Genomic DNA, 21,077 nt, shown 5'->3' on the forward strand with positions numbered 1-21,077 from the left:
GGTTGCCCGCTCAGCCCTGGACGATGCGCAGGGCTGCAGGTGCCTGGGAGAGCAGGTCGAAGGAGGGCGTGTCGAAGGCCTTGTCGCCGTTCTCGTCCGCCACGCCCGTCGCCTTCAGACCCTTGAAGTCGTGCAGCGTTCCGTCCAGCAGGTGCGAAGGCACCACGTTCTGCATGGCGCTGAACATGTTCTCGATGCGCCCGGGGTACTTCCTGTCCCACTCGCGCAGCATTTCGCCGACCTGCTTGCGCTGCAGGTTTTCCTGGCTGCCGCACAGCGTGCACGGAATGATCGGGAACTCGCGGTGCTGCGCCCAGCGCACGGTGTCCTTCTCGGCCACGTAGGCCAGCGGGCGGATCACGACGTGCTTGCCGTCGTCGCTCACCAGCTTGGGCGGCATGCTCTTGAGCTTGGCAGCGAAGAACATGTTGAGGAAGAAGGTCTGCAGCATGTCGTCGCGGTGGTGGCCCAGCGCGACCTTGGTGGCGCCCAACTCGTCCGCCACGCGGTACAGGATGCCGCGGCGCAGCCGGCTGCACAGGCCGCAGGTGGTCTTGCCCTCGGGGATCACGCGCTTGACGATGCTGTACGTGTCCTGGTTCTCGATGTGGAAGTCCACGCCCAGGTCGCTCAGGTACTTGGGCAGCACCTCTTCGGGGAAGCCGGGCTGCTTCTGGTCGAGGTTGACCGCGACGATGTCGAAGTGGATGGGCGCGCGCGCCTTCAGCTTGAGCAGGATGTCGAGCAGCGCATAGCTGTCCTTGCCGCCCGAGACGCACACCATGACCTTGTCGCCTTCCTCGATCATGTTGTAGTCGACGATGGCCTGCCCGACCTGGCGGCACAGGCGCTTTTCGAGCTTGTGCGTTTCGCGCTCGATCTTCAGGGAATTGGCAGTGGCGTCGGCGGCGGCGGGCGCCTCGTCGATCCAGACGGCATTCATGGCTGGCTACTTCGGGGAGTCGGGGGAGGGTGCGATTGTCCCCGATCCCCATGGCATGTGCCATTGGGCGGGGTTGTTGCCGTGCGCGCGGGCGCCGTCGGCCGGTTTCGGGGCCCGACGGCACGGCTGGCACAAGAGGCTGGCAAGGGTGTCATGCGCGAGGCGTATATCAATTGTGCGAGCCGCAGGGCTACCTTCGGCGAGCCTCGCCCCGCACACTCCAGCCCTGCTTTCCCAATCTAAGGGTTTACACCATGTCTTCCATTCAATCCACGCATGAGAGGCTGCCCAGCTCGCTGATCCTGCTGCTGGCGGCCAGTGCCGGCTTCGGCGTTGCGGCGCTCTATTACAGCCAGCCGATGCTGGGCGTGCTCGGCCCCGACATCGGCGCCTCGGCGCGCGCCGTCGGCTTCGTGCCCACGCTCACGCAGCTGGGCTACGCGCTCGGCATCCTGCTGCTGGCGCCGCTGGGCGACCGCTTCGACCGGCGCCGCATCATCCTGGTGAAGGCGGCCGTGCTGGTGCTCGCACTGCTCGGCGCGGCGTTCTCGCCCTCGGTCGGCCCGCTGCTCGCGGCCAGCCTGGTCATCGGCCTTGCGGCCACGCTGGCCCAGGACGTGGTGCCCGCGGCCGCCACGCTGGCGCCCGAGGCGCACCGCGGCAAGATCGTCGGCACCGTGATGACGGGGCTGCTGTTGGGCATCCTGCTGTCGCGCGTGCTCAGCGGCTTCGTGGCCGAGCACTTCGGCTGGCGCACGATGTTCGTGGTTGCGGCGGCCAGCATCGCGTTCATCGGCGTGGCCGCGGCGCGCGGCCTGCCGCACCTGCGCCCGACCACGCAACTGGGCTACGGCGCGCTGCTGGGCTCGCTGGCCAAGCTGTGGCAGCGCCACGGCGCCCTGCGCCGCGCCACCCTTGCGCAAGCCTTGCTGTCGGTGGGCTTCAGCGCCTTCTGGTCGACGCTGGCCGTGATGCTGCACGGCGCGCCGTTCCACCTCGGCAGCGCCGCCGCCGGTGCCTTCGGCCTGGCCGGTGCGGCCGGTGCCCTGGCCGCGCCGCTTGCCGGCCGGCTGGCCGACCGCCGCGGTCCGGAGCTGGTGATCCGCATGGGCGCGGCGCTGGTGGTGGTGTCGTTCGCGGCGATGCTGTTCGCGCCGCTGATGGCGCCCGCCGCGCGGCTGGGGCTGATCGTGGCCAGCGCCATCGGCTTCGACTTCGGCCTGCAGGCCGCGCTCATCGCGCACCAGACCGTGGTCTACGGCATCGACCCCGGTGCGCGCAGCCGGCTCAATGCGGTGTTCTTCACCGGCGTGTTCGTCGGCATGGCCACGGGTTCCGCGCTCGGTGCCCTGGTGCTGGCGCAGTGGGGCTGGTCGGCCGTGGCCTTGCTGGCCGCGGTGTCGGGGCTCGGTGCGCTGGCCGTGCGCATGTGGCCGGTGGCGGCCGAGCCCGCCGTGGCTTGCGGTTCAGCGGCCTGAAGCGGGGCTCACCACTCGCCGGCTTCCATGCGGATCGCCACCTCGCAGTCGTCGAAGATTTCGAGCTTGGCGATCTTCACGCGCACGCCCACCACGCCGGGCAGCTGCAGCAGGCGCTGCACCAGCTTGCCGATCAGGCTCTCCAGCAGGTTGACGTGCTCCGCGGTGCACTCGTCGATGATGATGCGGCGCACCTTGCGGTAGTCGAGCACGTGGAAGATGTCGTCGTCCTGCGGCAGCAGCGGCTGCGGGCCGAGGCTGAGTTCGGCGTCGACCAGGATCGGCTGCGGCGCGGTCTTTTCCTGCTCGAGGATGCCCAGGTTGGCGTCGAAGCGCAGGCCCTGGAGGGTGAGGGTCTGGCGGCCTTGCGTGGCGACGGGCGAAGCAGTCGGCGAAGGGGCGGACGAAGGGGCGGGCGAGGGGGCGGGCGAGGGGGTGGACATGGTGGTGCTCACATGAGCGAGAAATCGCGCTCGAATTTCATCAGGTGCTGGCCGCCGTCCACCAGCAGCGTGGTGCCGGTGATCGAGCTGTTCTCCAGCGCGAACTTCACCGTGGCGCTCACGTCGCCGGGGGTGGAGGAGCGGCCCAGCGGCGACAGCTTGTGCAGCAGCGCGAACTTGTCGTCGTCCAGCATGTGGCTCGCCAGCGTGAGGCCGGGCGCCACGCCCACCACGCGCACGCGCGGGGCCAGCGCCAGCGCCAGCATCGGCGTGGCGGCCTCGAGCGCGGCCTTGGACAGCGTGTAGCTCAGGAAATCGGGGTTCGGGTTCCACAGCTTCTGGTCGAGCAGGTGCACCACCGCGCCTTGCGCGTCGCGCGCCGCCAGGTGCGCGTGCAGCGCCTGCGCCAGCAGGATGGCCGCGCCGGTGTTGCTGCGCGCATGGCGCTCCATGAGCGCGTAGCTGAAGGTGGCGGCCTCGTCGTGCTCGAACAGCGCAGCGCTGTGCACCACGGCGTCGATGCCGCGAAAGCGCGCGACCACGCGGGGCAGCAGCGCGCGCGTGGCGGCCTCGTCCTCGAGGTCGGCGGCGAAGAGCGCCGAATCGCCCGAGAGCGCGGCGCAGTCGGCCACGGTCTGCTCGGCCTCGGCGCGCGAATGGCGGTAGTGCACCGCCACCTGCCAGCCGCCCGCGGCCAGCGCCAGCGCGATCTCGCGGCCCAGCCTGCGGCCTGCGCCCGTGACGAGAACGGTGCGGGAGGCGGAGGAAGGGGATGCGGTGCTCATGCGGGAGAAGTGAGAGGAGAGAGACAATGGCGCCGTGACGACAAAGACAACCCCCAGCAGTTTACCCACCGCCCTCGACCATCTCATCGCGCGTTCCGTCGAGCGCGCGGGCGGATGGATCGGCTTCGACCGCTTCATGGCGCTCGCGCTGTATGCGCCCGGCCTGGGCTACTACGCCAACACGTCGGCCAAGTTCGGCCACATGCCTTCGTCGGGCAGCGACTTTGTCACCGCGCCCGAGTTGACGCCGATGTTCGGTGCCACGCTGGCGGCGCAGGTGGCGCAGGCGCTGGAGAAGACCGGCACCGACACGGTCTGGGAATTCGGCGCGGGATCGGGTGCGCTGGCGGTGCAGCTGCTGCACGCGCTCGACGAGATGGGCCGCACCGACGTGCGCTACCGCATCGTCGACCTGTCGGGCACGCTGCGCGAGCGCCAGCAGCAGGCACTGGTGCGCCATGCGGACCGCGTCGAGTGGCTCAACGAATTGCCTGAAACGATGGAGGGCGTCGTGGTCGGCAACGAGGTGCTCGATGCCATGCCGGTGCAGTTGCTGGCGCGCGTGGCCGGCCAGTGGTTCGAGCGCGGCGTGGTGCGCAACGCCGCGGGCGACGGCTGGGCCTGGGCCGACCGCGAGACCGCGTTGCGCCCGCCGGTCGATGTGAGCGGAGAGCACGACTACCTCACGGAGGTCCATCCGCAGGCCAGGGCCTTCATCGCGACGTTGGCGGACCGGCTGAAGAAGGGCGCGGTCTTTCTCATCGACTACGGCTTCCCCGAGGCGGAGTACTACCACCCGCAGCGCCACATGGGCACCGTGATGTGCCACCGGGCGCACCAGGCCGACGGCGATCCGCTGTCCGACGTGGGCTACAAGGACATCACGGCGCATGTGGACTTCACCGGCATCGCGCTGGCGGGGCAGGACGCGGGGCTCGAGGTGCTGGGCTACACGAGCCAGGCGCGCTTCCTGCTGAACTGCGGGCTGCTGGCACGGATGGAAGCCGGGTCCGTGGCCGAGCGCGCGATGGCGGCACGGCTCATTCACGAGCACGAGATGGGCGAGCTGTTCAAGGTGGTGGGCTTTGCGGTCGGCGAGGCGTGGGACGCGATGGGGTTTGCCGAAGGCGACCGCAGCCACACTCTGTGAGCCGTCGGGCCCTGGGGGCGCCAAACAAAGTCATAAGCTAGCAACGAAGAGTTCGTTGGGGAACGACGCCCCGGCCCCTACATTGACGGCATGACAGCCGTTCTTTCCCACGAGCCAGAGGCGCAAGCTGCAACCCAGCACTTCGACGTGCGCCCCTTCGACGCCCCGGTGGGCGCCGAGATCGTCGGCCTCGACATCTCGAAGCCGATCAACGCCGAAGACTTCGCGCGCATCCACCGCGCACACCTCGATCACCACGTGCTGGTGTTCCGAAACCAGCAGGTCAGCCCGCAGGCCCACATCGATTTCAGCCGCCGCTTCGGCCCGCTCGAAATCCACGTGCTGCACCAGTTCCAGCTGAAGAACCATCCCGAGATCCTGATCGTCTCCAACATCAAGGAGAACGGCGAGCCCATCGGGCTGGGCGATGCCGGCGTCTACTGGCACTCCGACATTTCCTACAAGCCCAAGCCCAGCCTCGGTTCGCTGCTGCATGCGCAGGAGCTGCCCAGCGAAGGCGGCGACACGCTCTTCGCCGACCAGCACCTCGCATGGGATGCGCTGAGCCCCGAGCTGCAGCAGCGCGTGCTGCCGCTCAAGGCCGAGCACAGCTACCTGGCCAAGTACGAAGAGCTGCGCGCGAAGAACCCGTGGCGGCCCAAGCTTTCCCAGGCGCAGATCGACCAGGTCGCGCCCGCCGTGCAGCCCGTGGTGCGCACGCACCCGGAGACCGGCCGCAAGGCGCTGTTCGTCAGCGAGCATTTCACGACGCGCATCGTCGGCCTGCCGCAGGACGAGAGCGACGCGTTGCTGGCCGAGCTGTTCGCGCACAGCGTGAAGCCCGGGTTCGTCTACCGCCACCGGTGGGCGCCGCACGACCTCGTGTTCTGGGACAACCGCTCGCTGATGCACCTCGCGGCGGGCACGCCCGACGAACTGCGCCGCCGCCTGAACCGCACCACCATCGTGGGCGACACGCCCTTCTGATTTCCTTCTCCTTTCTTTCGGACCGATTTCCATGAACCGCTTCACGCGCAAGGCCGCCGCATTCGTCACGGGCTTGGGCCTTCTCGCCGGCAGTCTCGCCGCGCATGCCGAAGGCCAGATCCGCATCGCCGAGCAGTTCGGCATCGTCTACCTGCTGCTCAACGTCGCGCAGGAGCAGAAGCTCATCGAGAAGCATGCGAAGGCCGCGGGCGTCGACGCCAAGGTCGAGTGGATCAAGCTCTCGGGCGGCTCGGCGGTGAACGACGCGCTGCTGTCCGGCAACATCGAGATCGCGGGCGCCGGCGTGGGCCCGCTGCTCACGCTGTGGGACCGCACCAAGGGCAAGCAGAACGTGAAGGGCGTGGCCTCGCTGGGCAACTTCCCGTACTACCTGGTGAGCAACAACCCCAACGTGAAGACCATCGCCGACTTCACCGACAAGGACCGCATCGCGCTGCCCGCGGTGGGCGTGTCGGTGCAGTCGCGCGTGCTGCAGTTCGCCTCGGCCAAGCTGTGGGGCGACAAGGAGTTCAACCGGCTCGACAAGATCAGCGTGGCCGTGCCGCACCCCGACGCGGCCGCGGCCATCATCAAGGGCGGCACGGAGATCACCGGGCACTTCGGCAACCCGCCGTTCCAGGAGCAGGAGCTCGCGGGCAACCCGAACGCGCACATCGTGCTGAACTCGTACCAGGTGCTGGGCGGACCGTCGTCGGCGACGGTGCTCTACGCCACCGAGAAATTCCGCAGCGAGAACCCCAAGACCTACAAGGCCTTCGTCGACGCGCTCGACGAGGCGGCGAAGTTCGTCACGGCCAACCCCGAGAAGGCGGCGGACATCTACCTGAAGGTGAGCAACGCCAAGCTCGACCGCGAGCTGCTGCTGAAGATCATCAAGAACCCCGAGGTGCAGTTCAAGACCACGCCGCAGAACACCTACCCGCTCGCGGAGTTCATGCACCGCGTGGGCGCGATCAAGAACAAGCCGGCGTCGGTGAAGGATTATTTCTTCGACGATGCGCAGAACACGTCGGGGAATTGAGTGAGTACGTCGGCCGTTTTGCCTTCGGGGGTCGACTCCCTCTCTCATCGGGAGAGGGCGGGGGTGAGGGGGGAGCCTCTGGCATCGCCACCAGCCCTCACCCCAACCCTCTCCCGCGAGCGGGAGAGGCGGCAACACGAGGCCCCGCTGCTGCAAGTGGATGGCGTCAGCCTCGACTACCGCACCCCTGAGCGCGTCGTGCGTGCCACGCACCGCGTGAGCTTCGACGTGCATGCCGCCGACCGCTTCGTGCTGCTCGGCCCCTCGGGTTGCGGCAAGTCCACGCTGCTGAAGGCCGTCGGCGGGTTCATCCCGCCGGTGGAAGGCGAGATCCGCCTCGACGGCCGGCGCGTGACGCAGCCCGGCCCCGACCGCATCGTCGTGTTCCAGGAGTTCGACCAGCTGCCGCCGTGGAAGACGGTGAAGCAGAACGTCATGTTCCCGCTGCTGGCCTCGCGCACGCTGGGCCGGAAGGAAGCGGCCGAACGCGCGCTGCACTACCTCGACAAGGTCGGCCTTGCGAAGTTCGCCGACGTGCATCCGCACCAGCTCTCCGGCGGCATGAAGCAGCGCGTGGCCATTGCCCGCGCGCTCGCGATGCAGCCGCGTGTGCTGCTGATGGACGAGCCCTTCGCCGCGCTCGACGCGCTCACGCGCCGCAAGATGCAGCAGGAGCTGCTCGCGCTGTGGGACGAGGTGCGCTTCACGCTGCTGTTCGTCACGCACTCGATCGAAGAGGCGCTGGTGGTGGGCAACCGCATCGCGCTGCTGTCGCCGCACCCGGGGCGCATGCGCGCGGAGATCAACAGCCACGGCTTCTCGCTGGCGAGCCTGGGCGGCGCCGAGTTCCAACGGACGGCGCAGCGCATCCACGACATGCTGTTCGAGGAAGAAGCCGAGGCCGCGGCGTGAGCCCCGTCTTTCTCTCTCCCCTTCCGGGGGAGGGTGGGGGTGGGGGCCAGCGGCGTGTCCATTGCCGTCGGCCCATCGAGCGCCGCTTGCCCCCATCCCAACCTTCCCCCAAAGGGGGAAGGAGCAATACCCTATGAGCACGCTGACACCCCCGATACGCCCCGAATACGAACGCACGCTCGAGCCCTTCACCGAGCTCCCGGTGGAGCGCACGCTGCCGCTGCGCACGCGCATCTGGTCGCAGGCCTGGCTGCGCAAGGGCCTGATCCTCGCCGTCATCGCGGTGCTCTGGGAGCTCGCCGCGCGCTGGCAGGACAACGACCTGCTGCTGCCCACCTTCACCGCCACGGCGAGCGCGCTGGCCGAAGGCCTGGCCAACGGCGAGCTGGTCGAGAAGGTGCGCATCTCGCTGGCCGTGCTGCTGCAGGGCTACCTGGCCGGCGTGCTGCTGGCCTTCGCGCTCACCACGCTCGCGGTGTCCACGCAGATCGGGCGCGACCTGCTGGACACGCTCACCTCCATGTTCAACCCGCTGCCGGCCATTGCGCTGCTGCCGCTGGCGCTGCTGTGGTTCGGCCTGGGCCGGGGCAGCCTGGTGTTCGTGCTGATCCATTCGGTGCTGTGGCCGCTGGCGCTCAACACCTATGCGGGCTTCCAGGGCGTGCCCGAGACGCTGCGCATGGCGGGGCGCAACTACGGGCTGAAGGGGCTGCGCTACGTGCTGCAGATCCTGGTGCCGGCGGCGCTGCCGTCGATTCTTTCGGGGCTGAAGATCGGCTGGGCCTTCGCGTGGCGCACGCTGATCGCGGCCGAACTGGTGTTCGGCGCGTCGTCGGGCAAGGGCGGGCTGGGCTGGTACATCTTCCAGAACCGCAACGAGCTCTACACCGACCGCGTGTTCGCGGGCCTGGCGCTGGTGGTGCTGATCGGCCTGCTGGTCGAGAGCCTGGGCTTCAAGACGCTGGAGCGGCTCACGGTGCGCCGCTGGGGACAGCAGCGCTAGAAGAACAGGAAGAACAAGAACAAGAACGGGGCGTCAGCCGCCCGGCGCTTTCTTCGCGCCCTGGCGCAGGGCGCGCAGCTCGCCGTTGAGGAACTCGTTGGCATCGCGCACCACGCCGCCCGTGAGCTTCACCTTGTAGGCCTGGCCCGTCATTTCCGAGCGCGAGGCGCAGCGGTCGATGAAGTCTTCCGCGGTGACCAGTTCCTTTTTGAAATAGTCGTACTTCGCCTGCATGTGCTTGGCGGCGTCGGCCGCGTTGTACTCGCTGCCGTTGCGCAGGAAGATCATCGAGCGCATCGCCGACACGTGCTGGATCAGCGTGTCGATCAGCCGGTTCTCGGTGTCCGAAGGGGTGGCATGGGCCAGCAGGGCCGAGGCGCCGAGCACGAGGGCCAGCAGCGCCGAACGCAGGGGTTTGAAGGAAGCCATTTGTCGTAGTTCGTGGCAATTTCCGGGCCATGCTAGGGCTGGCGGGGCCGTCGTGTCAAACCGGGCCCGGCTCGGGTCTAATCTCGGGTTTTGGTTCGCGTTCTCCTCTCTGCCATGAGCTCCTCCTCTCCAGACCTTTCGCCGATCGCCCAGGCCCTGGCCGATGCCGCCGCCACGCAGTCGATGCACTACTTCCGCACGCCGCTGGACATCATCACCAAGGCCGACGAAAGCCCCGTCACGCTGGCCGACCGCGCCGCCGAGACGGCCATGCGCGAGATCCTCGCGCAGCGGGTGCCCGCCGACGGCATCTACGGCGAGGAGCACGGCCCGGAGCGGCTGGAGGCCGAGCGCGTCTGGGTGCTCGACCCGATCGACGGCACCCGCAGCTTCATCACCGGCTCGCCGCTGTGGGGCACGCTCATCGGCGTGCTGCAGGGCGGGCGCGTGGTGCTGGGCATGGTCGACATGCCGGTGCTCAAGGAGCGCTGGATCGGCGAGGCCGGCAAGGGCGCCACGCGCGACGGCCAGCCGGTGCGCGTGAGCAGATGCACCGAGGTGGCCCAGGCCCGCATCGTCACCACCTCGCCCGACATCTTCGCGGCGGCCGACTGGCAGGCCTTCGACCGGCTCAGCCGCCAGTGCGCCATGCGTCGTTTCGGCGGCGACTGCTACGGCTACGCCCAGCTGGCGGGCGGCACCATCGACCTGGTGGTGGAAACCGGCCTGCAGCCCTACGACTACCTCGGCCCGGCCGGGCTGATCGAGGCGGCCGGCGGCGTCATCAGCGACTGGCAGGGCCAGCCGCTGGGCCTGAAGTCCGACGGACGGGTGATTGCGGCCGCAACGCCCGAACTTCACCGACAAGCGATGTCTATCCTCTCGGCCTAGACTGTCGACCATGTTCCGCTGGTTGATCGTCGTCGTCCTTGCGCTGGTGCTGATGAGCGGCCTGACCGCCTGGCTGCGCCGCTTCGGCTTCGGACGCTTGCCCGGCGATTTCGAGTTCCGCGCCTTCGGCCGCGAGTGGCAGCTGCCGATCGCCAGCACCGTGGTGCTCAGCATGATCGCGGCGCTGGTCGCGCGCCTGCTGTAGCGGCCCCGTCCTTGCCCTTGACCTGAGAGAGAAGCACACCCGCAATGAGAGCCTGCGTAGACATCGGTGGTACCAAGGTGGCCGTGAGCCTTTCAGCCGCGAGCGGCGAGCCGTTGGTCGGCCGCCGCAGCGAGCCCACAGCCAAGACCGGCGACAACGACGCCGTGGCGGTGCAGATCCTGCGGATGATCGACGAGGTCTGCGCCGAGCAGGGGGTGGACGCGGGCACGATCGACCGGGTGGGCGTGTCGTCGACCGGGCCGTTCGAGCTGCGCGACGGCATGGTCGAGCTGGCCACCCCGAACATCTGCGGCGGCATTGCCGGACCGGCGCGCGGCCTGCCGAATTCATGGATGACCGCCATCATCGAGGCCCCGCTGGCCAAGCGCTTCGGCAGCGTGCGCGTCGAGAACGACGCCGTTGCCGCGCTCGAGGCCGAGCGCCACTGGGGCGCGCTGAAGGGCCTGGACAACTGCGCCTATGCCACCTGGAGCACCGGCGTGGGCGTGGGCCTGTGCGTGGACGGCCGGGCGTTGCGCGGCAAGAACGGCAATGCCGGCCACGCGGGCCACAGCTTCGTGGTCGACGACGACAGCGGCGCGCTGTGCGGTTGCGGCAACCTCGGCGACGTGGAGGCCCTGGTGGGCGGCAATTCGATAGGCCACCGCTTCGGCGAGTCCGCCGCCGACCTGTTCACCGCCGCGGCCGCCGGAGAGCCCAAGGCACTGGAGACGGCGGAGGCGCTGTGCCGCGTCTTCGGGCGGATGCTCTACAACATGGTCATCACGCTCGACCTGCAGCGTATCAGCCTGGGAGGCAGCGTGTTCTGGCATCACCGTGACTTCGTGCTGCCGCGCCTGCAGGCGCAGATCGACGGCAAGCTGCTGCCGCTCACGCGCGGCGTGCTGCTCGTCCCCGCCGGCCTCGGCGACAAGGTCGGCGACTACGCGGCCCTGGCACTGCTCGACTGAGCGGGCAGAGCCGCCTCGTCGATACAAGCACCCGGCGCCCCATGACCGCGTCGCCCCGCCGCCCCGGTTTCGCCTACCTGCTGCTGGCCGTGGGCGGCTTTGCCGGCGCGCACCGGTTCTACCTGGGCAGCTACCTCGGCGGCGCGGCCCAGCTGGCGCTGATGGCGTATGGCCTCAGTGGCCTGCCGGGGGCGCGCTTCGCGCTGCTGCCGCTGCTGCCGTGGCTGTTGTTCGACATCTACTGGGTCCACCGCAAGACCCGGCCGGGCATGGTCGTGGCCGTGCGCGGCGTGAAGCGCCCCGGCCGCCCCGAGAACAAGGACTACGACCTCGCCGCCCTCGCCGAGGCCAACAAGCTGCAGGCCTCGTTCGTCGCCGCCGCCGAGGCGCAGGACTGGGCGCAGGCCGTGGTCATCGCCGACCAGATCGTGGCCAGCGCGCGCCGCATCTTCAAGGGCCCGCACCTGAACCTGGCGATGTCGCTGTGCATGCTCGGCCAGGCCTGCTACCAGTGCAAGGCCTTCGACAAGGCCAAGGCGAACCTCGAGGAATGCCTGGCCATCGGCCGCAAGATCGGCATGCCGGCCGAGGACATGGACATCGCCCGCAAGGCGCTGGCCCTCACGCTCGCCGGCATCGGCGAGCGCAAGGCGCGCGGCGCCGAGACCGACGGCGAGGCCGCGCTGCTGCACCTGCTCGAGGAAAAGGAAACGCGCTACCGCGATGCGCTCGCCCAGGGCGACCTGCCGCGCGCCGAGCGCCTGTGCGCCGAGGCCGTGGCCACCAGCCGCCAGCTGTGCGGCGGGCCAGGCAAGTCGGTGGTGTTCCACCTGTCGAGCCATGCGGAACTGTGCCGCCGGCTGCAATGGCCCGACAAGGCCGAGGTGGCGGCCAACGAGGCGCTGGCCATGGCCGGCCAGCTCGGGCTGGACGACAGCTGGCGGCGCGGGCCGACCAACACGCTGGCGCTGCTGCATGCCGCGGCCGGCCGCGCCGACGAGGCCGAGGCGCTCTACAAGAAGACCATCGCCATGGCCATCGCCGAAGCCAAGGGCGGCTCCAGCGACGGCGTGGTGCGCGCCTTCAACAACCTGGCGTTCCTGTATGCCGAGTCCGGCCAGAACGACAAGGCCGAGCTTTGCTACGCCCGCGCGCTGGTGCACCTGGACAAGCTGCGCGAAGCGGACGGCGAGGACCAGGGCGACGCCGAGCTGCACTCGCACATGCTCAACAATTTCGCCGGCCTGCTGATGGCGCGGCGCGACTTCGACGGCGCGCGCCCGCTGTACGAGCGCTCGCTGGCCATCCAGCAGCACAGCTGCCGCGGCATCTCGACCGCGGCCGCCAACGCGCACAACGACCTCGGCCTGATGGCGCAGGACGACGGCGACCTGCGCCAGGCGCTCATGCACTTCCAGCGCACGCTGCTGCTCAACCAGATCTGCACGCCCGACCATTTCAACAACCTCGAGAGCGCGCAGCGCAACATCGACAGCGTGAGCATGGTGCTCGCCCTGGTCGCGCGCGCCGCGCGCATGGAGCCCAGCACATGAGCATCGGCGGTGCGTTCTATGCGCTGGACCGCTACCGGCTGCGCGCGCTGGTGATCGACCCGGCCACCGTGCCGGGGTTCATCCGCGGGCAGGGCGGCGGGAGTGGCGGGCACGACGGCCCCAGCGACAGCCAGACGGTCGAGCAGGCCTGGGACGTGGTGCGCACGCTGCTGCCCGAGGCGGTGGAGGGCGAGGAGCTCGACGGCACCGGTGCGCTGGGCTGCATCTACCTGACGGCCGCGCATGTCGAGCGCACGGCGGCGCGGCTGGCGCAGCGCGACGTGCAGGCGCTGATGGGGCAGTTCACCGGCGAGCCCGCGAAGTTCGCCGAGCTCTACTGGGCCAAGGTCTGGCAGGACGGTGCGAAGGAGCTCGCGGCGTTCCTCGAAGGCGTGAAGCGTTTCTTTGCCGGCGCGGCCGCGCGGCGCGACGCCGTCGTCTTCTATCTTGCCTAGCCGCGCCTGGCCTGGCCAGTGGTTCCGGAGCGCGGCGAGGCTGCCGTGCTCAGCCCGGCGGCCGCGTCTCCGAGACGATCTCGCCCAGCCGCCGCAGCCCCGCATCGATCGCCTTCGAGTACGGCCAGCCGCAGTTGATGCGCAGGTAGTTGTCGAAGCGCCCCGAGTTCGAGAACTGCGCGCCCGGCGCCACCAGCATCTGCTCGCGCAGCGCGGCTTCGAACACGGTCACCGACGAGCGTTGCTCCGGCAGCTCGACCCACAGCTGCAGCCCGCCGCGCGGCAGGTTCAGCCGCGTGCCGGCCGGAAAGTACCTGGCGATGGCGTCCGCCGTCTGGTCGCGCTGCGCGTGCAGCCGTTCGCGCAGGCGGCGCAGGTGGCGGTCGTAGGCGCCGCTGGCGATGAACTCGCCCGCCGCGATCTGCGCCAGCGCCTCGTTGTTGCGCGTCTGCGCGTACTTGAGCATCTCCACCTGCGCATGCCAGCGCCCGGCGGTGATCCAGCCCAGCCGCAGCCCCGGCGCCAGCACCTTGTGCAGCGAGGCGCAATAGATCACGTTGCCCGTGCGGTCCCACGACTTCATGGCGCGCAGTGGCGTGTCGCTCTCCACCAGGTCGCTGTAGGTGTCGTCCTCGACCAGCGCGATGCCGTGGCTCTCGCACAGGTGCACCAGCCGCTGCTTGTGGGCGTCGGGCATCACGCTGCCCATGGGGTTCTGCAGGTGCGGCACCACCACCACGGCCTTGATGTCGTCGTAGGTGTGGATCGCTAGGTCGAGCGCCTCGATCGACAGGCCTGTCTGCGGGCTGGTCGGGATCTCCAGCGCGCGCATGCCCAGGCTTTCGAGCACCTGCAGCAGCCCGTAGAAGGTGGGCGACTCCACCGCCACCGTGTCGCCCGGCTTGGCGACGGCGCGCAGCGCGAGGTTCAGCGCCTCGATGCAGCCATTGGTGACCAGCACCTCGTCGGGCGCCACCGTCATGCCGATGCGCAGGTTGCGTTGGGCCAGCGCCTCGCGAAAAGGCTCGTGCCCCTTCTGCGACGAGGAGGTGGTCAGCAGCTCGGGCCGCTGGCGCAGCGCGCGCGTCATGGCGTTGCGCAGCGGCTCCGCCGGGTACAGCTCGGGCGCGGCGCGGGCAATGGCGAAGTTGAGCTTCACGCCGGTGTGCCGGCCGCGCGCCATGAAGTTGGCCATGCGCTCGCGCATGCTCACGAGCTGCGCCGGGTCGGGCGGCACGCCGGCCAGCGGCTCTTCCATCGGCGCGATGGCCAGGCGCTGCGGGCGCCGCACGAAGTAGCCCGAGCGGTCGCGCGCCTCGACCCAGCCGTCGCTTTCCATCGCGCGGCAGACCTGCAGCGCGGTCGACAGGCTGATGTCGTGCAGCCGCATCAGGCTGCGCAGCGAGGGCAGCTTGTCGCCCTGCTTCAGCGAGCCGGTATGGATCGCGTCCACGTAGTGCGCTGCGAGCTGGCGGTAGAGCGGTAGCGAGTCCATGGGGTCGATGTTCCGCGCATCGGGCGTCTGAAAACAGATGCAGTTGGTCGGGAAAACGACCATAACAGATGGCTTGGCGGCCGTGCTGTTCCGGTCGCAATAGCCATGGCGTGTGCCTGTTTTCCAGGCGGTGGAATTCCTACGATGAAGCCTCATTCACCCGAGGTCCGCCATGATCACCACCCTCTCCCAAGCGCCCGATTCCATCGTTCTCGAACCCGGCCAGTCGCTGCGCACTTCGGTCGAGGCGGGCGCCTGGCTCCAGCTGGCGGAGGGCCGCGCTCGCGTGGTGTCGCCGCCGGGCTGGTTCGGCGGCACCGTGTTCATGTCCGAGACGCTGCTCGACGAAGGCGACGTGCACCGCCTGCCGCAAGGCGGATGGATCGAGGTGTGCGCGCTGACGCCGGTGCACCTGCGGGTGCATGCGCCGCTGGACGCGCGGCCTTCGCGGATTGCCGCGGCATCGGCATCGGCGCCGGCGGAAGCGCGGCCGGTGATGCGGTTCGTGCGCCTGCTCACCGGCTGGTGAGCCGAACGAAAGCCTCAGCGCACGCTGGGCGAGGCCCGCAACGCATCCAGGAAGCTGCTGCGCCACCAATGGATGTCCTGCTCGCGAATGCGCGACAGCAATTTCTGGTGCCGCTCGCGGCGCTCTTCCAGCGGCATCTGCAGCGCCTGCTGCACTGTTTCCGCGGTGCCGTGCGTGTCGTACGGGTTCACCAGCAGCGCCTCCTTCAGCTGCTCGGCCGCGCCGGCGAAGCGTGAGAGCACCAGCACGCCGGGGTCGGCCGGGTCCTGCGCCGCGATGTATTCCTTGGCCACCAGGTTCATGCCGTCGCGCAGCGGCGTCACCAGCCCCACGGCCGCGGCGCGGCACAGGCCCGGCACGCGCTTGCGCGCCACCATGCGGTGGATGTAGCGCACGGGCATCCAGTCGAGCTCGCCGTAGTCGCCGTTGATGGCGCCGCACAGCGACTCGAGTTCGCGCCGGATGTCGGCATAGGCGTCGACCGTCTCGCGCGTGGGCGAGGCGATCTGGATCAGCGTGGCGCTGCGCCGGTTCTCGGGGTAGTGCGCCAGCAGTTCGCGAAAGGCGCGCACGCGCTGCGGAATGCCCTTTGAGTAGTCCAGCCGGTCGATGCCCAGCAGCAGCCTGCGCTGCGAATACTCGCGCTTCATGGTCTCGTACATGTCGCGCGCTTCCTTGGCGTGCGTGAGCGCCAGGAACTCGTCCACGTCGATGCCGATGGGGAAGGCGCTGCAGCGCACCGTCTGGCCGTAGGCGCGGTACATGTCGTCGCCCAGGTACTCGCCGCGCGCCTCGTTGCGCACGTAGTGCTCGAAGTGCTGCACGTCCTGCTGCGCCTGGAAGCCGATGAGGTCGTAGGCGAACAGCGAGCGCATGAGCCACTCGTGCTGCGGAATGGCCGCGGTGATGATCTGCGGCGGCAGCGGAATGTGCAGGAAGAAGCCGATGCGCTGCCTGCAGCCCATGGCGCGCAGCTCGGCCGCCAGCGGGATCAGGTGGTAGTCGTGCACCCAGATGATGTCGTCTTCCTTCAGCAGCGGCAGCAGCTTGCGCGCGAACAGCTGGTTCACGCGCCGGTAGCCCCCGATGAAGCCGGCGTCGAAATGCGCCAGGTCCAGGCGGTTGTGGAACACCGGCCACAGCACGTCGTTGCTGTAGCCCAGGTAGTAGCTGTCGTGGTCATCGCGGCTCAGGTCGATGGTGGCCAGCGTGACCTTGCCGGCCTGCTGCTTGTGCAGCTCGCCTTCGCCGGTCGGGCCGCCCTCGATGACCTGGCCGCTCCAGCCGAACCACAGGCCGCCGCTTTGCTGCAGCGACTCGCCCAGCGCCACGGCCAGGCCGCCGGCGGCCGGCTTGCGCGGATCGGCCACGCGGTTGGAAATGACGACGAGACGACTCATATGCACGAATCCCAGGGAGCGGACAGGCGCACGGCCGCGTTGATGATGCCGACCATCGAATAGGTCTGCGGAAAGTTGCCCCACATCTCGCCCGTGACCGGGTGCGTGTCTTCCGACAGCAGGCCCAGCGGGTTGCGCGCCGCGAGCATGGTCTCGAAGATCTGGCGCGCCTCGGCCTTGCGGCCGATCTTGGCGAGCGCGTCGATGCGCCAGAAGGTGCAGATGTTGAAGGCCGTCTCGGGCTTGCCGAAGTCGTCGGCGGCCTCGTAGCGGCGCATGTACGGTCCGTCGCACAGCGACTTCTCCATGGCGTCGACGGTGGAGATGAAGCGCGGGTCGCGCGCGTCGATCAGCCCCACCTCGACCATCAGCAGGATGCTGGCGTCGAGCTCGTGGCCGCCGAAGCTCTCGGCGAAGGCCTGGCGCTCCTCGCACCACGACTTGGCCAGGATCTCTTCCTTCATGCGCGCGGCGTGGCCGTGCCAGTAGGCCGCGCGATCGGGCAGCTCCAGCCGGCGCGCGATCTTGGCGAGCCGGTCGCAGGCGGCCCAGCTCATCAACGCCGAGCTGGTGTGCACGCGGGCGCGCGTGCGCAGCTCCCACATGCCGGCGTCGGGCGTGCCGTAGACGCGCACCGCCTGCTCGCCCACCGCCTCGAGGTGCGGAAACTCCGCCAGCCCCGCGCGGCTGAGCAGCCGGTGGTCATGGAAGGCCTGCGCCGCGCCCAGCACGATGTTGCCGTACACGTCGTGCTGGAAGTGCTCCTGCGCCTGGTTGCCCACGCGCACCGGGCCCATGCCGCGGTAGCCCGGCAGGCCGTCCACGAAGGACTCGGGCAGCTCGCGCTCCAGTCCGATGCCGTACAGCGGCTGGATGTGCTCGCCGTGCGAGCCGATCACCACGTTGCCGAGCCAGCGCAAATAGTCTTCCATGGTGCCCACCTCGCTCAGCGAGTTGAGCGCGCGCACCACGAAGAAGGCGTCGCGCAGCCAGCAGTAGCGGTAGTCCCAGTTGCGCTGGCTGCCCGGCGCTTCCGGAATGCTGGTGGTCATGGCCGCGACGATGGCGCCGGTATCCTCGTACAGCGAGAGCTTCAGCGTGATGGCCGCGCGGATCACGGCGTCCTGGTACTCGAAGGGAATGGCCAGGCGCTTGCTCCAGGTGCGCCAGTAGGAGATGGTCTCCTGCTCGAACTTGCGCGCCGTGTCGGCAATGCCTTCGGTCAGCGTCTCGTCCACGCCGAACATGAAGTTGTACTCGCGCGAGAGCACGAAGGGCTGGCGCGAGAGGATGTGCGAGATCGACGCGTCGGTGTTCAGCCGCAGCGTCACGTCGGGGCCCACGTAGCGGATGTGGTTGCTGCCGCGCGTGACTTCCACCGGCGCCGAGGCGCCCCACTGGAAGCGCGGGTCGAGCGACACGCGGATGCGCGGCGCGCCGGCAATGGGGCGCACGCGGCGCACCATCATCAGCGGGCGGAAGTAGCGCGAGCGGCTGTAGAAGCGCGGCGCGAAGTCGGTGATCTCGATGCCCTGGCCCGCGCTGTCGAACAGCTGCGTGCGCAGCACCGCCGTGTTCGGCTCGTACCACTGCTTGGCCTCGGCGAAATCCTCGATCTCGATGGCCCAGGCGCCGGCGTCTTCGCCGGGATGCAGCAGGGCGTTGAACACCGGGTCGCCGTCGAAGCGCGGCAGGCAGCACCACACGGCGCGGCCGCGCGCGTCGATGAGCGCGGTGTACGCGCAGTTGCCGATCACGCCGACGTTGAGCGAGGGCTCGGCCGGCGGCGCGAAGCCGCGCGGGCCCGGGGCCGCGGCGGCCTGCAGGTCGGCCGGCGCGCGCTCGCCAGGGCCGGCGGAGCCTGCCAGCGCTTGCCCGGCGCGGTCTTCAGGGGCCGTCGCCAGTTGTTGTTCGCTCATTCGGGGCTCCTGGGGGATTCTTGGGGGGCGTCGGCGTCTGCCTTGGTGTTCGCGGCTTCGGCCTTCGGCGCGGCGAGCAGGTCGCGCGCCTGCACCAGCCATTCGTACACGGCGCGCGGCGACTCGAGCCGGTGCAGCGCCAGGCTGGGCCCCGAGCCCACCTTCACGGCGATGCCGCCGCGCGGCTGCACCACGGAAAAGCCGCTTTCGTCGGTGGTGTCGTCGCCCAGGAAGACCGGGGTGCGGCCCGCGAACGGCGCCTCGGTCATGAAGGCGTCGATGGCAATGCCCTTGTTGACGCCCGCGGGCTTCACCTCGAACACGAACTTGCCGTGCATGAGCTCGAGCTGCGGGTTGTTGGCGATGGCGCGCGACATGGCGTCCTGGCACACGGCCTCGAGCTGCGGCGCGAGCCGGTAGTGCAGCGCGATGGCGGCGTGCTTGCGCTCGACCAGCAGGCCTTCGTGCACGCGCGCGAGTTCGTTGGCGATCTCCAGGATCGGCGCGAGGTCGGGCGCGCGCTGCTCCTGCGTGTGGCCCGTGGCGTCGCGGCGCTGCACGCCGTGCTCGCCGGCCGCGGGCAGGCGCAGCGGCGCCAGGAAGCGGTCGATCGAGTCGATCTGGCGGCCGGAGACCACCGCGAGCGCGCCGCCGAGCTGGTCGCTCAGGTCGCTCAACAGGGAGACGAGGGCAGGGGGAATCTCGATGGCTTCCGGCGTGGGCGCAAGCCCGACGAGGGTGCCGTCGAAGTCGAGAAAGAGGGCTGCATCCCGGCCCAACGGAGGAGGCAACTGCATGTTGCTGGTGGACTTTGGCATTGGTAAAAACCTTAACACGCGCTGCCGGCGGCGCGTGTCGGCCAAAGCCCAATCTGCCCTCCGACCCCTTGGCCCCTTGACCCCTCAGCGGGTCGGCGGGGTCGTCAGGCGAGCGAAACCCTTGGCAGGGCTTGCGCCCGCGCCCGCAGCAGCGCGGGCGCGCTCACCGGCTTGAACGCGCGCGCAGCTGCCGATGGCGACGACCGGGACCACCGAGGTCACCGGCCGGTCGTCGGGCGAGATGAACAGCAGCGGCGCGGTGGCCGTGGCCATGCTCGCCGTGGTCACGGTGCGCGTATGGCGCCCACGGCGCTCACGGCGCCCATGGCGCCCATGGCGGCCACGGCATCGACGCGCGCCCGGTGGATCGCCTCGCCGATCTTCGGCCCGGTGGCGCCGGCCTGCTGGGCGGCGCGTGCCACCACGTCGGTGGCCACGCCCGTCGCGGCGGCCAGCACGGCGAGCAGGCGGGGGCGCTGCGGGTAGGGCGTGTGCTCGAAGCCGAGGCGGCCGCGCGAGTCGCACTCGCAGGCCAGCAGCACCTCGGCGAAGCGCGCGGGCTTGCGAAAGGCGTCGCAGCGCTCCAGCAGGCGCACCAGCCCGACGGCGTCGAGCGCACCGCTGCCGTGGATGTGGCCGTGCTCGCGCGCCACCACTTCGGCCAGCTCGCGAACGTCCACCGGCACGCGCCAGCGCTCGCACACCTGCTGCAGCAACGCCACGCTGCGCTGCTCGTGATCGGGATGGCGCGGCAGCACGTCGGCCGGCGTGGTGCCCTTGCCGAGGTCGTGCATCAGGCAGGCGAAGCGCACGGCCAGCGAAGCCGCCAGCCGCGCGCTGGTGTCGAGCACCATCATCAGGTGCACGCCGGCGTCGATCTCGGGGTGGTGCTCGGCGCGCTGCGGCACGCCCCAGAGCCGGTCGACTTCGGGCAGCAGCACGGCCAGCGCGCCGCACGCGCGCAGCACGTCGAACATGCGCGAGGGGCGCGTTTCCATGAGGCCGCGCGAGAGCTCCTGCCACACGCGCTCGGCCACCAGCGCGTCAGCCTCGCCGGCCGCCACCATCTCGCGCATCAGCGCCAGGGTCTCGGGGGCGACGGTGAAGTCGTCGAAGCGGGCGGCGAAGCGTGCCACGCGCAGGATGCGCACCGGGTCTTCGCGGAAGGCGTCGGTCACGTGGCGCAGCACCTTGTCGCGCAGGTCGCGCTGGCCGTGAAAGGGGTCGCACAGGGCCTCGGGCGTGGGGTCGAAGCGGCCGTCGGCGCTCACCCGTTCGGCCGGCAGCGCAATGGCGTTGACGGTCAGGTCGCGGCGGGCCAGGTCCTGCTCGAGCGTGACGTCGGGAGAGGCATGCACGGTGAAGCCGCGGTAGCCCGGCGCGCTCTTGCGTTCGGTGCGGGCCAGCGCGTATTCCTCGCGGGTCCGAGGATGCAGGAACACCGGAAAGTCGCGCCCCACGGGCAGGTAGCCGCGGCGCACCATTTCCTCGGGCGTGGCGCCCACCACCAGCCAGTCGTGGTCGGACACCGGGCGCCCCAGCAAGTGGTCGCGGAGTGCACCGCCGACGAGAAAAATGTTCATGAGTGCAGTGTAGGGATACTCCTCACTTCCAAAAAAGAACGGTCGTTCGATAATCCCCCGCGCAGACCGGGCAATCGTTCGTCGAA

22 protein-coding genes are annotated in these 21,077 nt (G+C 69.7%); 12 read left to right on the forward strand and 10 right to left on the reverse strand.

Going from position 1 to position 21,077, the window contains the following annotated elements:
• Positions 1–10 precede the first annotated feature (10 nt).
• Entirely contained in the window at positions 11–943 is a 933-nt protein-coding gene (ttcA, locus tag BM004_RS01695; protein WP_093210901.1) for a tRNA 2-thiocytidine(32) synthetase TtcA, read from the reverse strand.
• 254 nt (positions 944–1,197) lie between these two features.
• Between ttcA and BM004_RS01700 the strand changes: the two genes are divergently transcribed.
• The gene (locus BM004_RS01700; protein ID WP_093125958.1) at positions 1,198–2,421 is read left to right on the forward strand and encodes an MFS transporter; all 1,224 of its coding nucleotides are present in this window, start codon (positions 1,198–1,200) and stop codon (positions 2,419–2,421) included.
• An 8-nt stretch (positions 2,422–2,429) separates the two neighbouring features.
• Here the strand turns inward: BM004_RS01700 and BM004_RS01705 are convergent, their stop codons facing one another.
• Both BM004_RS01705 and BM004_RS01710 read right to left on the reverse strand, forming a co-directional pair.
• Positions 2,430–2,864, reverse strand: a complete 435-nt coding sequence (locus BM004_RS01705; RefSeq protein WP_256219750.1) for a dihydroneopterin aldolase — start codon at positions 2,862–2,864, stop codon at positions 2,430–2,432.
• An 8-nt stretch (positions 2,865–2,872) separates the two neighbouring features.
• Positions 2,873–3,649 carry an SDR family oxidoreductase gene (locus BM004_RS01710; protein WP_093210903.1) on the reverse strand — a complete coding sequence of 259 codons (777 nt, stop codon included), beginning with the start codon at positions 3,647–3,649 and terminating at the stop codon, positions 2,873–2,875.
• A gap of 34 nt (positions 3,650–3,683) precedes the next feature.
• Between BM004_RS01710 and BM004_RS01715 the strand changes: the two genes are divergently transcribed.
• The 5 genes from BM004_RS01715 to BM004_RS01735 all read left to right on the forward strand — a co-directional run bounded on the left by BM004_RS01715 (position 3,684) and on the right by BM004_RS01735 (position 8,743).
• The gene (locus BM004_RS01715; protein WP_093210905.1) at positions 3,684–4,799 is read left to right on the forward strand and encodes a class I SAM-dependent methyltransferase; all 1,116 of its coding nucleotides are present in this window, start codon (positions 3,684–3,686) and stop codon (positions 4,797–4,799) included.
• 90 nt (positions 4,800–4,889) lie between these two features.
• Positions 4,890–5,786: a TauD/TfdA dioxygenase family protein gene (locus tag BM004_RS01720; protein ID WP_093210907.1), complete on the forward strand. Its 897-nt coding sequence runs from the start codon at positions 4,890–4,892 to the stop codon at positions 5,784–5,786.
• Between the two features lie 31 nt (positions 5,787–5,817).
• A complete protein-coding gene (locus tag BM004_RS01725; RefSeq protein ID WP_093125949.1) occupies positions 5,818–6,828 on the forward strand; it encodes an ABC transporter substrate-binding protein in 1,011 nt (336 codons plus the stop codon).
• A 78-nt stretch (positions 6,829–6,906) separates the two neighbouring features.
• On the forward strand, positions 6,907–7,740 hold the full coding sequence (locus BM004_RS01730; RefSeq protein ID WP_371268852.1) for an ABC transporter ATP-binding protein: 834 nt from the start codon (positions 6,907–6,909) through the stop codon (positions 7,738–7,740).
• 133 nt (positions 7,741–7,873) lie between these two features.
• Positions 7,874–8,743, forward strand: coding sequence for an ABC transporter permease (locus BM004_RS01735; protein ID WP_093210909.1), 870 nt, complete (start codon positions 7,874–7,876; stop codon positions 8,741–8,743).
• 33 nt (positions 8,744–8,776) lie between these two features.
• Here BM004_RS01735 and BM004_RS01740 read toward each other — a convergent pair whose 3' ends face one another.
• On the reverse strand, positions 8,777–9,172 hold the full coding sequence (locus BM004_RS01740; protein WP_093125944.1) for a DUF5329 family protein: 396 nt from the start codon (positions 9,170–9,172) through the stop codon (positions 8,777–8,779).
• Between the two features lie 114 nt (positions 9,173–9,286).
• Here BM004_RS01740 and hisN point away from each other — a divergent pair, with 114 nt between their 5' ends.
• From hisN to BM004_RS01765, 5 genes are read left to right on the forward strand one after another with little or no spacing between them, the layout of a single operon-like run.
• On the forward strand, positions 9,287–10,063 hold the full coding sequence (gene hisN, locus BM004_RS01745) for a histidinol-phosphatase (RefSeq protein WP_093210911.1): 777 nt from the start codon (positions 9,287–9,289) through the stop codon (positions 10,061–10,063).
• Between the two features lie 10 nt (positions 10,064–10,073).
• Positions 10,074–10,268: a DUF2905 domain-containing protein gene (locus tag BM004_RS01750; protein ID WP_056509065.1), complete on the forward strand. Its 195-nt coding sequence runs from the start codon at positions 10,074–10,076 to the stop codon at positions 10,266–10,268.
• 44 nt (positions 10,269–10,312) lie between these two features.
• Positions 10,313–11,239 carry an ROK family protein gene (locus BM004_RS01755; RefSeq protein ID WP_093210913.1) on the forward strand — a complete coding sequence of 309 codons (927 nt, stop codon included), beginning with the start codon at positions 10,313–10,315 and terminating at the stop codon, positions 11,237–11,239.
• 41 nt (positions 11,240–11,280) lie between these two features.
• Positions 11,281–12,792, forward strand: a complete 1,512-nt coding sequence (locus BM004_RS01760) for a tetratricopeptide repeat protein (RefSeq protein WP_093210915.1) — start codon at positions 11,281–11,283, stop codon at positions 12,790–12,792.
• The gene (locus BM004_RS01765; RefSeq protein ID WP_093210917.1) at positions 12,789–13,247 is read left to right on the forward strand and encodes a DUF1877 family protein; all 459 of its coding nucleotides are present in this window, start codon (positions 12,789–12,791) and stop codon (positions 13,245–13,247) included. Before BM004_RS01760 ends, BM004_RS01765 begins: the two co-directional genes overlap by 4 nt.
• Positions 13,248–13,296: 49 nt before the next feature.
• Here BM004_RS01765 and BM004_RS01770 read toward each other — a convergent pair whose 3' ends face one another.
• On the reverse strand, positions 13,297–14,742 hold the full coding sequence (locus BM004_RS01770; RefSeq protein ID WP_093210919.1) for an aminotransferase-like domain-containing protein: 1,446 nt from the start codon (positions 14,740–14,742) through the stop codon (positions 13,297–13,299).
• Between the two features lie 172 nt (positions 14,743–14,914).
• Here BM004_RS01770 and BM004_RS01775 point away from each other — a divergent pair, with 172 nt between their 5' ends.
• Positions 14,915–15,271 (forward strand): hypothetical protein, encoded by a 357-nt coding sequence (locus BM004_RS01775; protein WP_093210921.1) that lies wholly within the window; start codon positions 14,915–14,917, stop codon positions 15,269–15,271.
• Between the two features lie 14 nt (positions 15,272–15,285).
• Here the strand turns inward: BM004_RS01775 and otsA are convergent, their stop codons facing one another.
• The 5 genes from otsA to BM004_RS01795 form a co-directional block, all read right to left on the reverse strand.
• A complete protein-coding gene (gene otsA, locus BM004_RS01780) occupies positions 15,286–16,671 on the reverse strand; it encodes an alpha,alpha-trehalose-phosphate synthase (UDP-forming) (RefSeq protein ID WP_093210923.1) in 1,386 nt (461 codons plus the stop codon).
• The gene (locus BM004_RS01785) at positions 16,668–18,590 is read right to left on the reverse strand and encodes a glycoside hydrolase family 15 protein (RefSeq protein WP_093125929.1); all 1,923 of its coding nucleotides are present in this window, start codon (positions 18,588–18,590) and stop codon (positions 16,668–16,670) included. Before BM004_RS01785 ends, otsA begins: the two co-directional genes overlap by 4 nt.
• A complete protein-coding gene (gene otsB, locus BM004_RS01790) occupies positions 18,587–19,408 on the reverse strand; it encodes a trehalose-phosphatase (RefSeq protein ID WP_256219751.1) in 822 nt (273 codons plus the stop codon). The genes BM004_RS01785 and otsB overlap by 4 nt, the downstream gene beginning before the upstream one ends.
• Before the next feature lie 84 nt (positions 19,409–19,492).
• Positions 19,493–19,681 carry a hypothetical protein gene (locus tag BM004_RS41330; protein WP_177206316.1) on the reverse strand — a complete coding sequence of 63 codons (189 nt, stop codon included), beginning with the start codon at positions 19,679–19,681 and terminating at the stop codon, positions 19,493–19,495.
• Positions 19,682–19,692: 11 nt separating this feature from the next.
• Positions 19,693–20,991, reverse strand: a complete 1,299-nt coding sequence (locus tag BM004_RS01795) for a multifunctional CCA addition/repair protein (protein WP_093210925.1) — start codon at positions 20,989–20,991, stop codon at positions 19,693–19,695.
• Positions 20,992–21,077: the final 86 nt, after the last annotated feature.

Source organism: Variovorax sp. OK212 (genome assembly GCF_900112425.1).
Classification (GTDB): Bacteria; Pseudomonadota; Gammaproteobacteria; order Burkholderiales; family Burkholderiaceae_C; genus Variovorax.

Coding starts and splice junctions, on each gene's coding strand:
- ttcA (WP_093210901.1), bottom strand. CDS start 943: ATGAATGCCGTCTGGATCGACGAGGCGCCCGCCGCCGCCGACGCCACT.
- BM004_RS01700 (WP_093125958.1), top strand. CDS start 1,198: ATGTCTTCCATTCAATCCACGCATGAGAGGCTGCCCAGCTCGCTGATC.
- BM004_RS01705 (WP_256219750.1), bottom strand. CDS start 2,864: ATGTCCACCCCCTCGCCCGCCCCCTCGCCCGCCCCTTCGTCCGCCCCT.
- BM004_RS01710 (WP_093210903.1), bottom strand. CDS start 3,649: ATGAGCACCGCATCCCCTTCCTCCGCCTCCCGCACCGTTCTCGTCACG.
- BM004_RS01720 (WP_093210907.1), top strand. CDS start 4,890: ATGACAGCCGTTCTTTCCCACGAGCCAGAGGCGCAAGCTGCAACCCAG.
- BM004_RS01725 (WP_093125949.1), top strand. CDS start 5,818: ATGAACCGCTTCACGCGCAAGGCCGCCGCATTCGTCACGGGCTTGGGC.
- BM004_RS01735 (WP_093210909.1), top strand. CDS start 7,874: ATGAGCACGCTGACACCCCCGATACGCCCCGAATACGAACGCACGCTC.
- BM004_RS01740 (WP_093125944.1), bottom strand. CDS start 9,172: ATGGCTTCCTTCAAACCCCTGCGTTCGGCGCTGCTGGCCCTCGTGCTC.
- hisN (WP_093210911.1), top strand. CDS start 9,287: ATGAGCTCCTCCTCTCCAGACCTTTCGCCGATCGCCCAGGCCCTGGCC.
- BM004_RS01750 (WP_056509065.1), top strand. CDS start 10,074: ATGTTCCGCTGGTTGATCGTCGTCGTCCTTGCGCTGGTGCTGATGAGC.
- BM004_RS01755 (WP_093210913.1), top strand. CDS start 10,313: ATGAGAGCCTGCGTAGACATCGGTGGTACCAAGGTGGCCGTGAGCCTT.
- BM004_RS01760 (WP_093210915.1), top strand. CDS start 11,281: ATGACCGCGTCGCCCCGCCGCCCCGGTTTCGCCTACCTGCTGCTGGCC.
- BM004_RS01765 (WP_093210917.1), top strand. CDS start 12,789: ATGAGCATCGGCGGTGCGTTCTATGCGCTGGACCGCTACCGGCTGCGC.
- BM004_RS01770 (WP_093210919.1), bottom strand. CDS start 14,742: ATGGACTCGCTACCGCTCTACCGCCAGCTCGCAGCGCACTACGTGGAC.
- BM004_RS01775 (WP_093210921.1), top strand. CDS start 14,915: ATGATCACCACCCTCTCCCAAGCGCCCGATTCCATCGTTCTCGAACCC.
- otsA (WP_093210923.1), bottom strand. CDS start 16,671: ATGAGTCGTCTCGTCGTCATTTCCAACCGCGTGGCCGATCCGCGCAAG.
- BM004_RS01785 (WP_093125929.1), bottom strand. CDS start 18,590: ATGAGCGAACAACAACTGGCGACGGCCCCTGAAGACCGCGCCGGGCAA.
- otsB (WP_256219751.1), bottom strand. CDS start 19,408: ATGCCAAAGTCCACCAGCAACATGCAGTTGCCTCCTCCGTTGGGCCGG.
- BM004_RS41330 (WP_177206316.1), bottom strand. CDS start 19,681: ATGGCCACGGCCACCGCGCCGCTGCTGTTCATCTCGCCCGACGACCGG.
- BM004_RS01795 (WP_093210925.1), bottom strand. CDS start 20,991: ATGAACATTTTTCTCGTCGGCGGTGCACTCCGCGACCACTTGCTGGGG.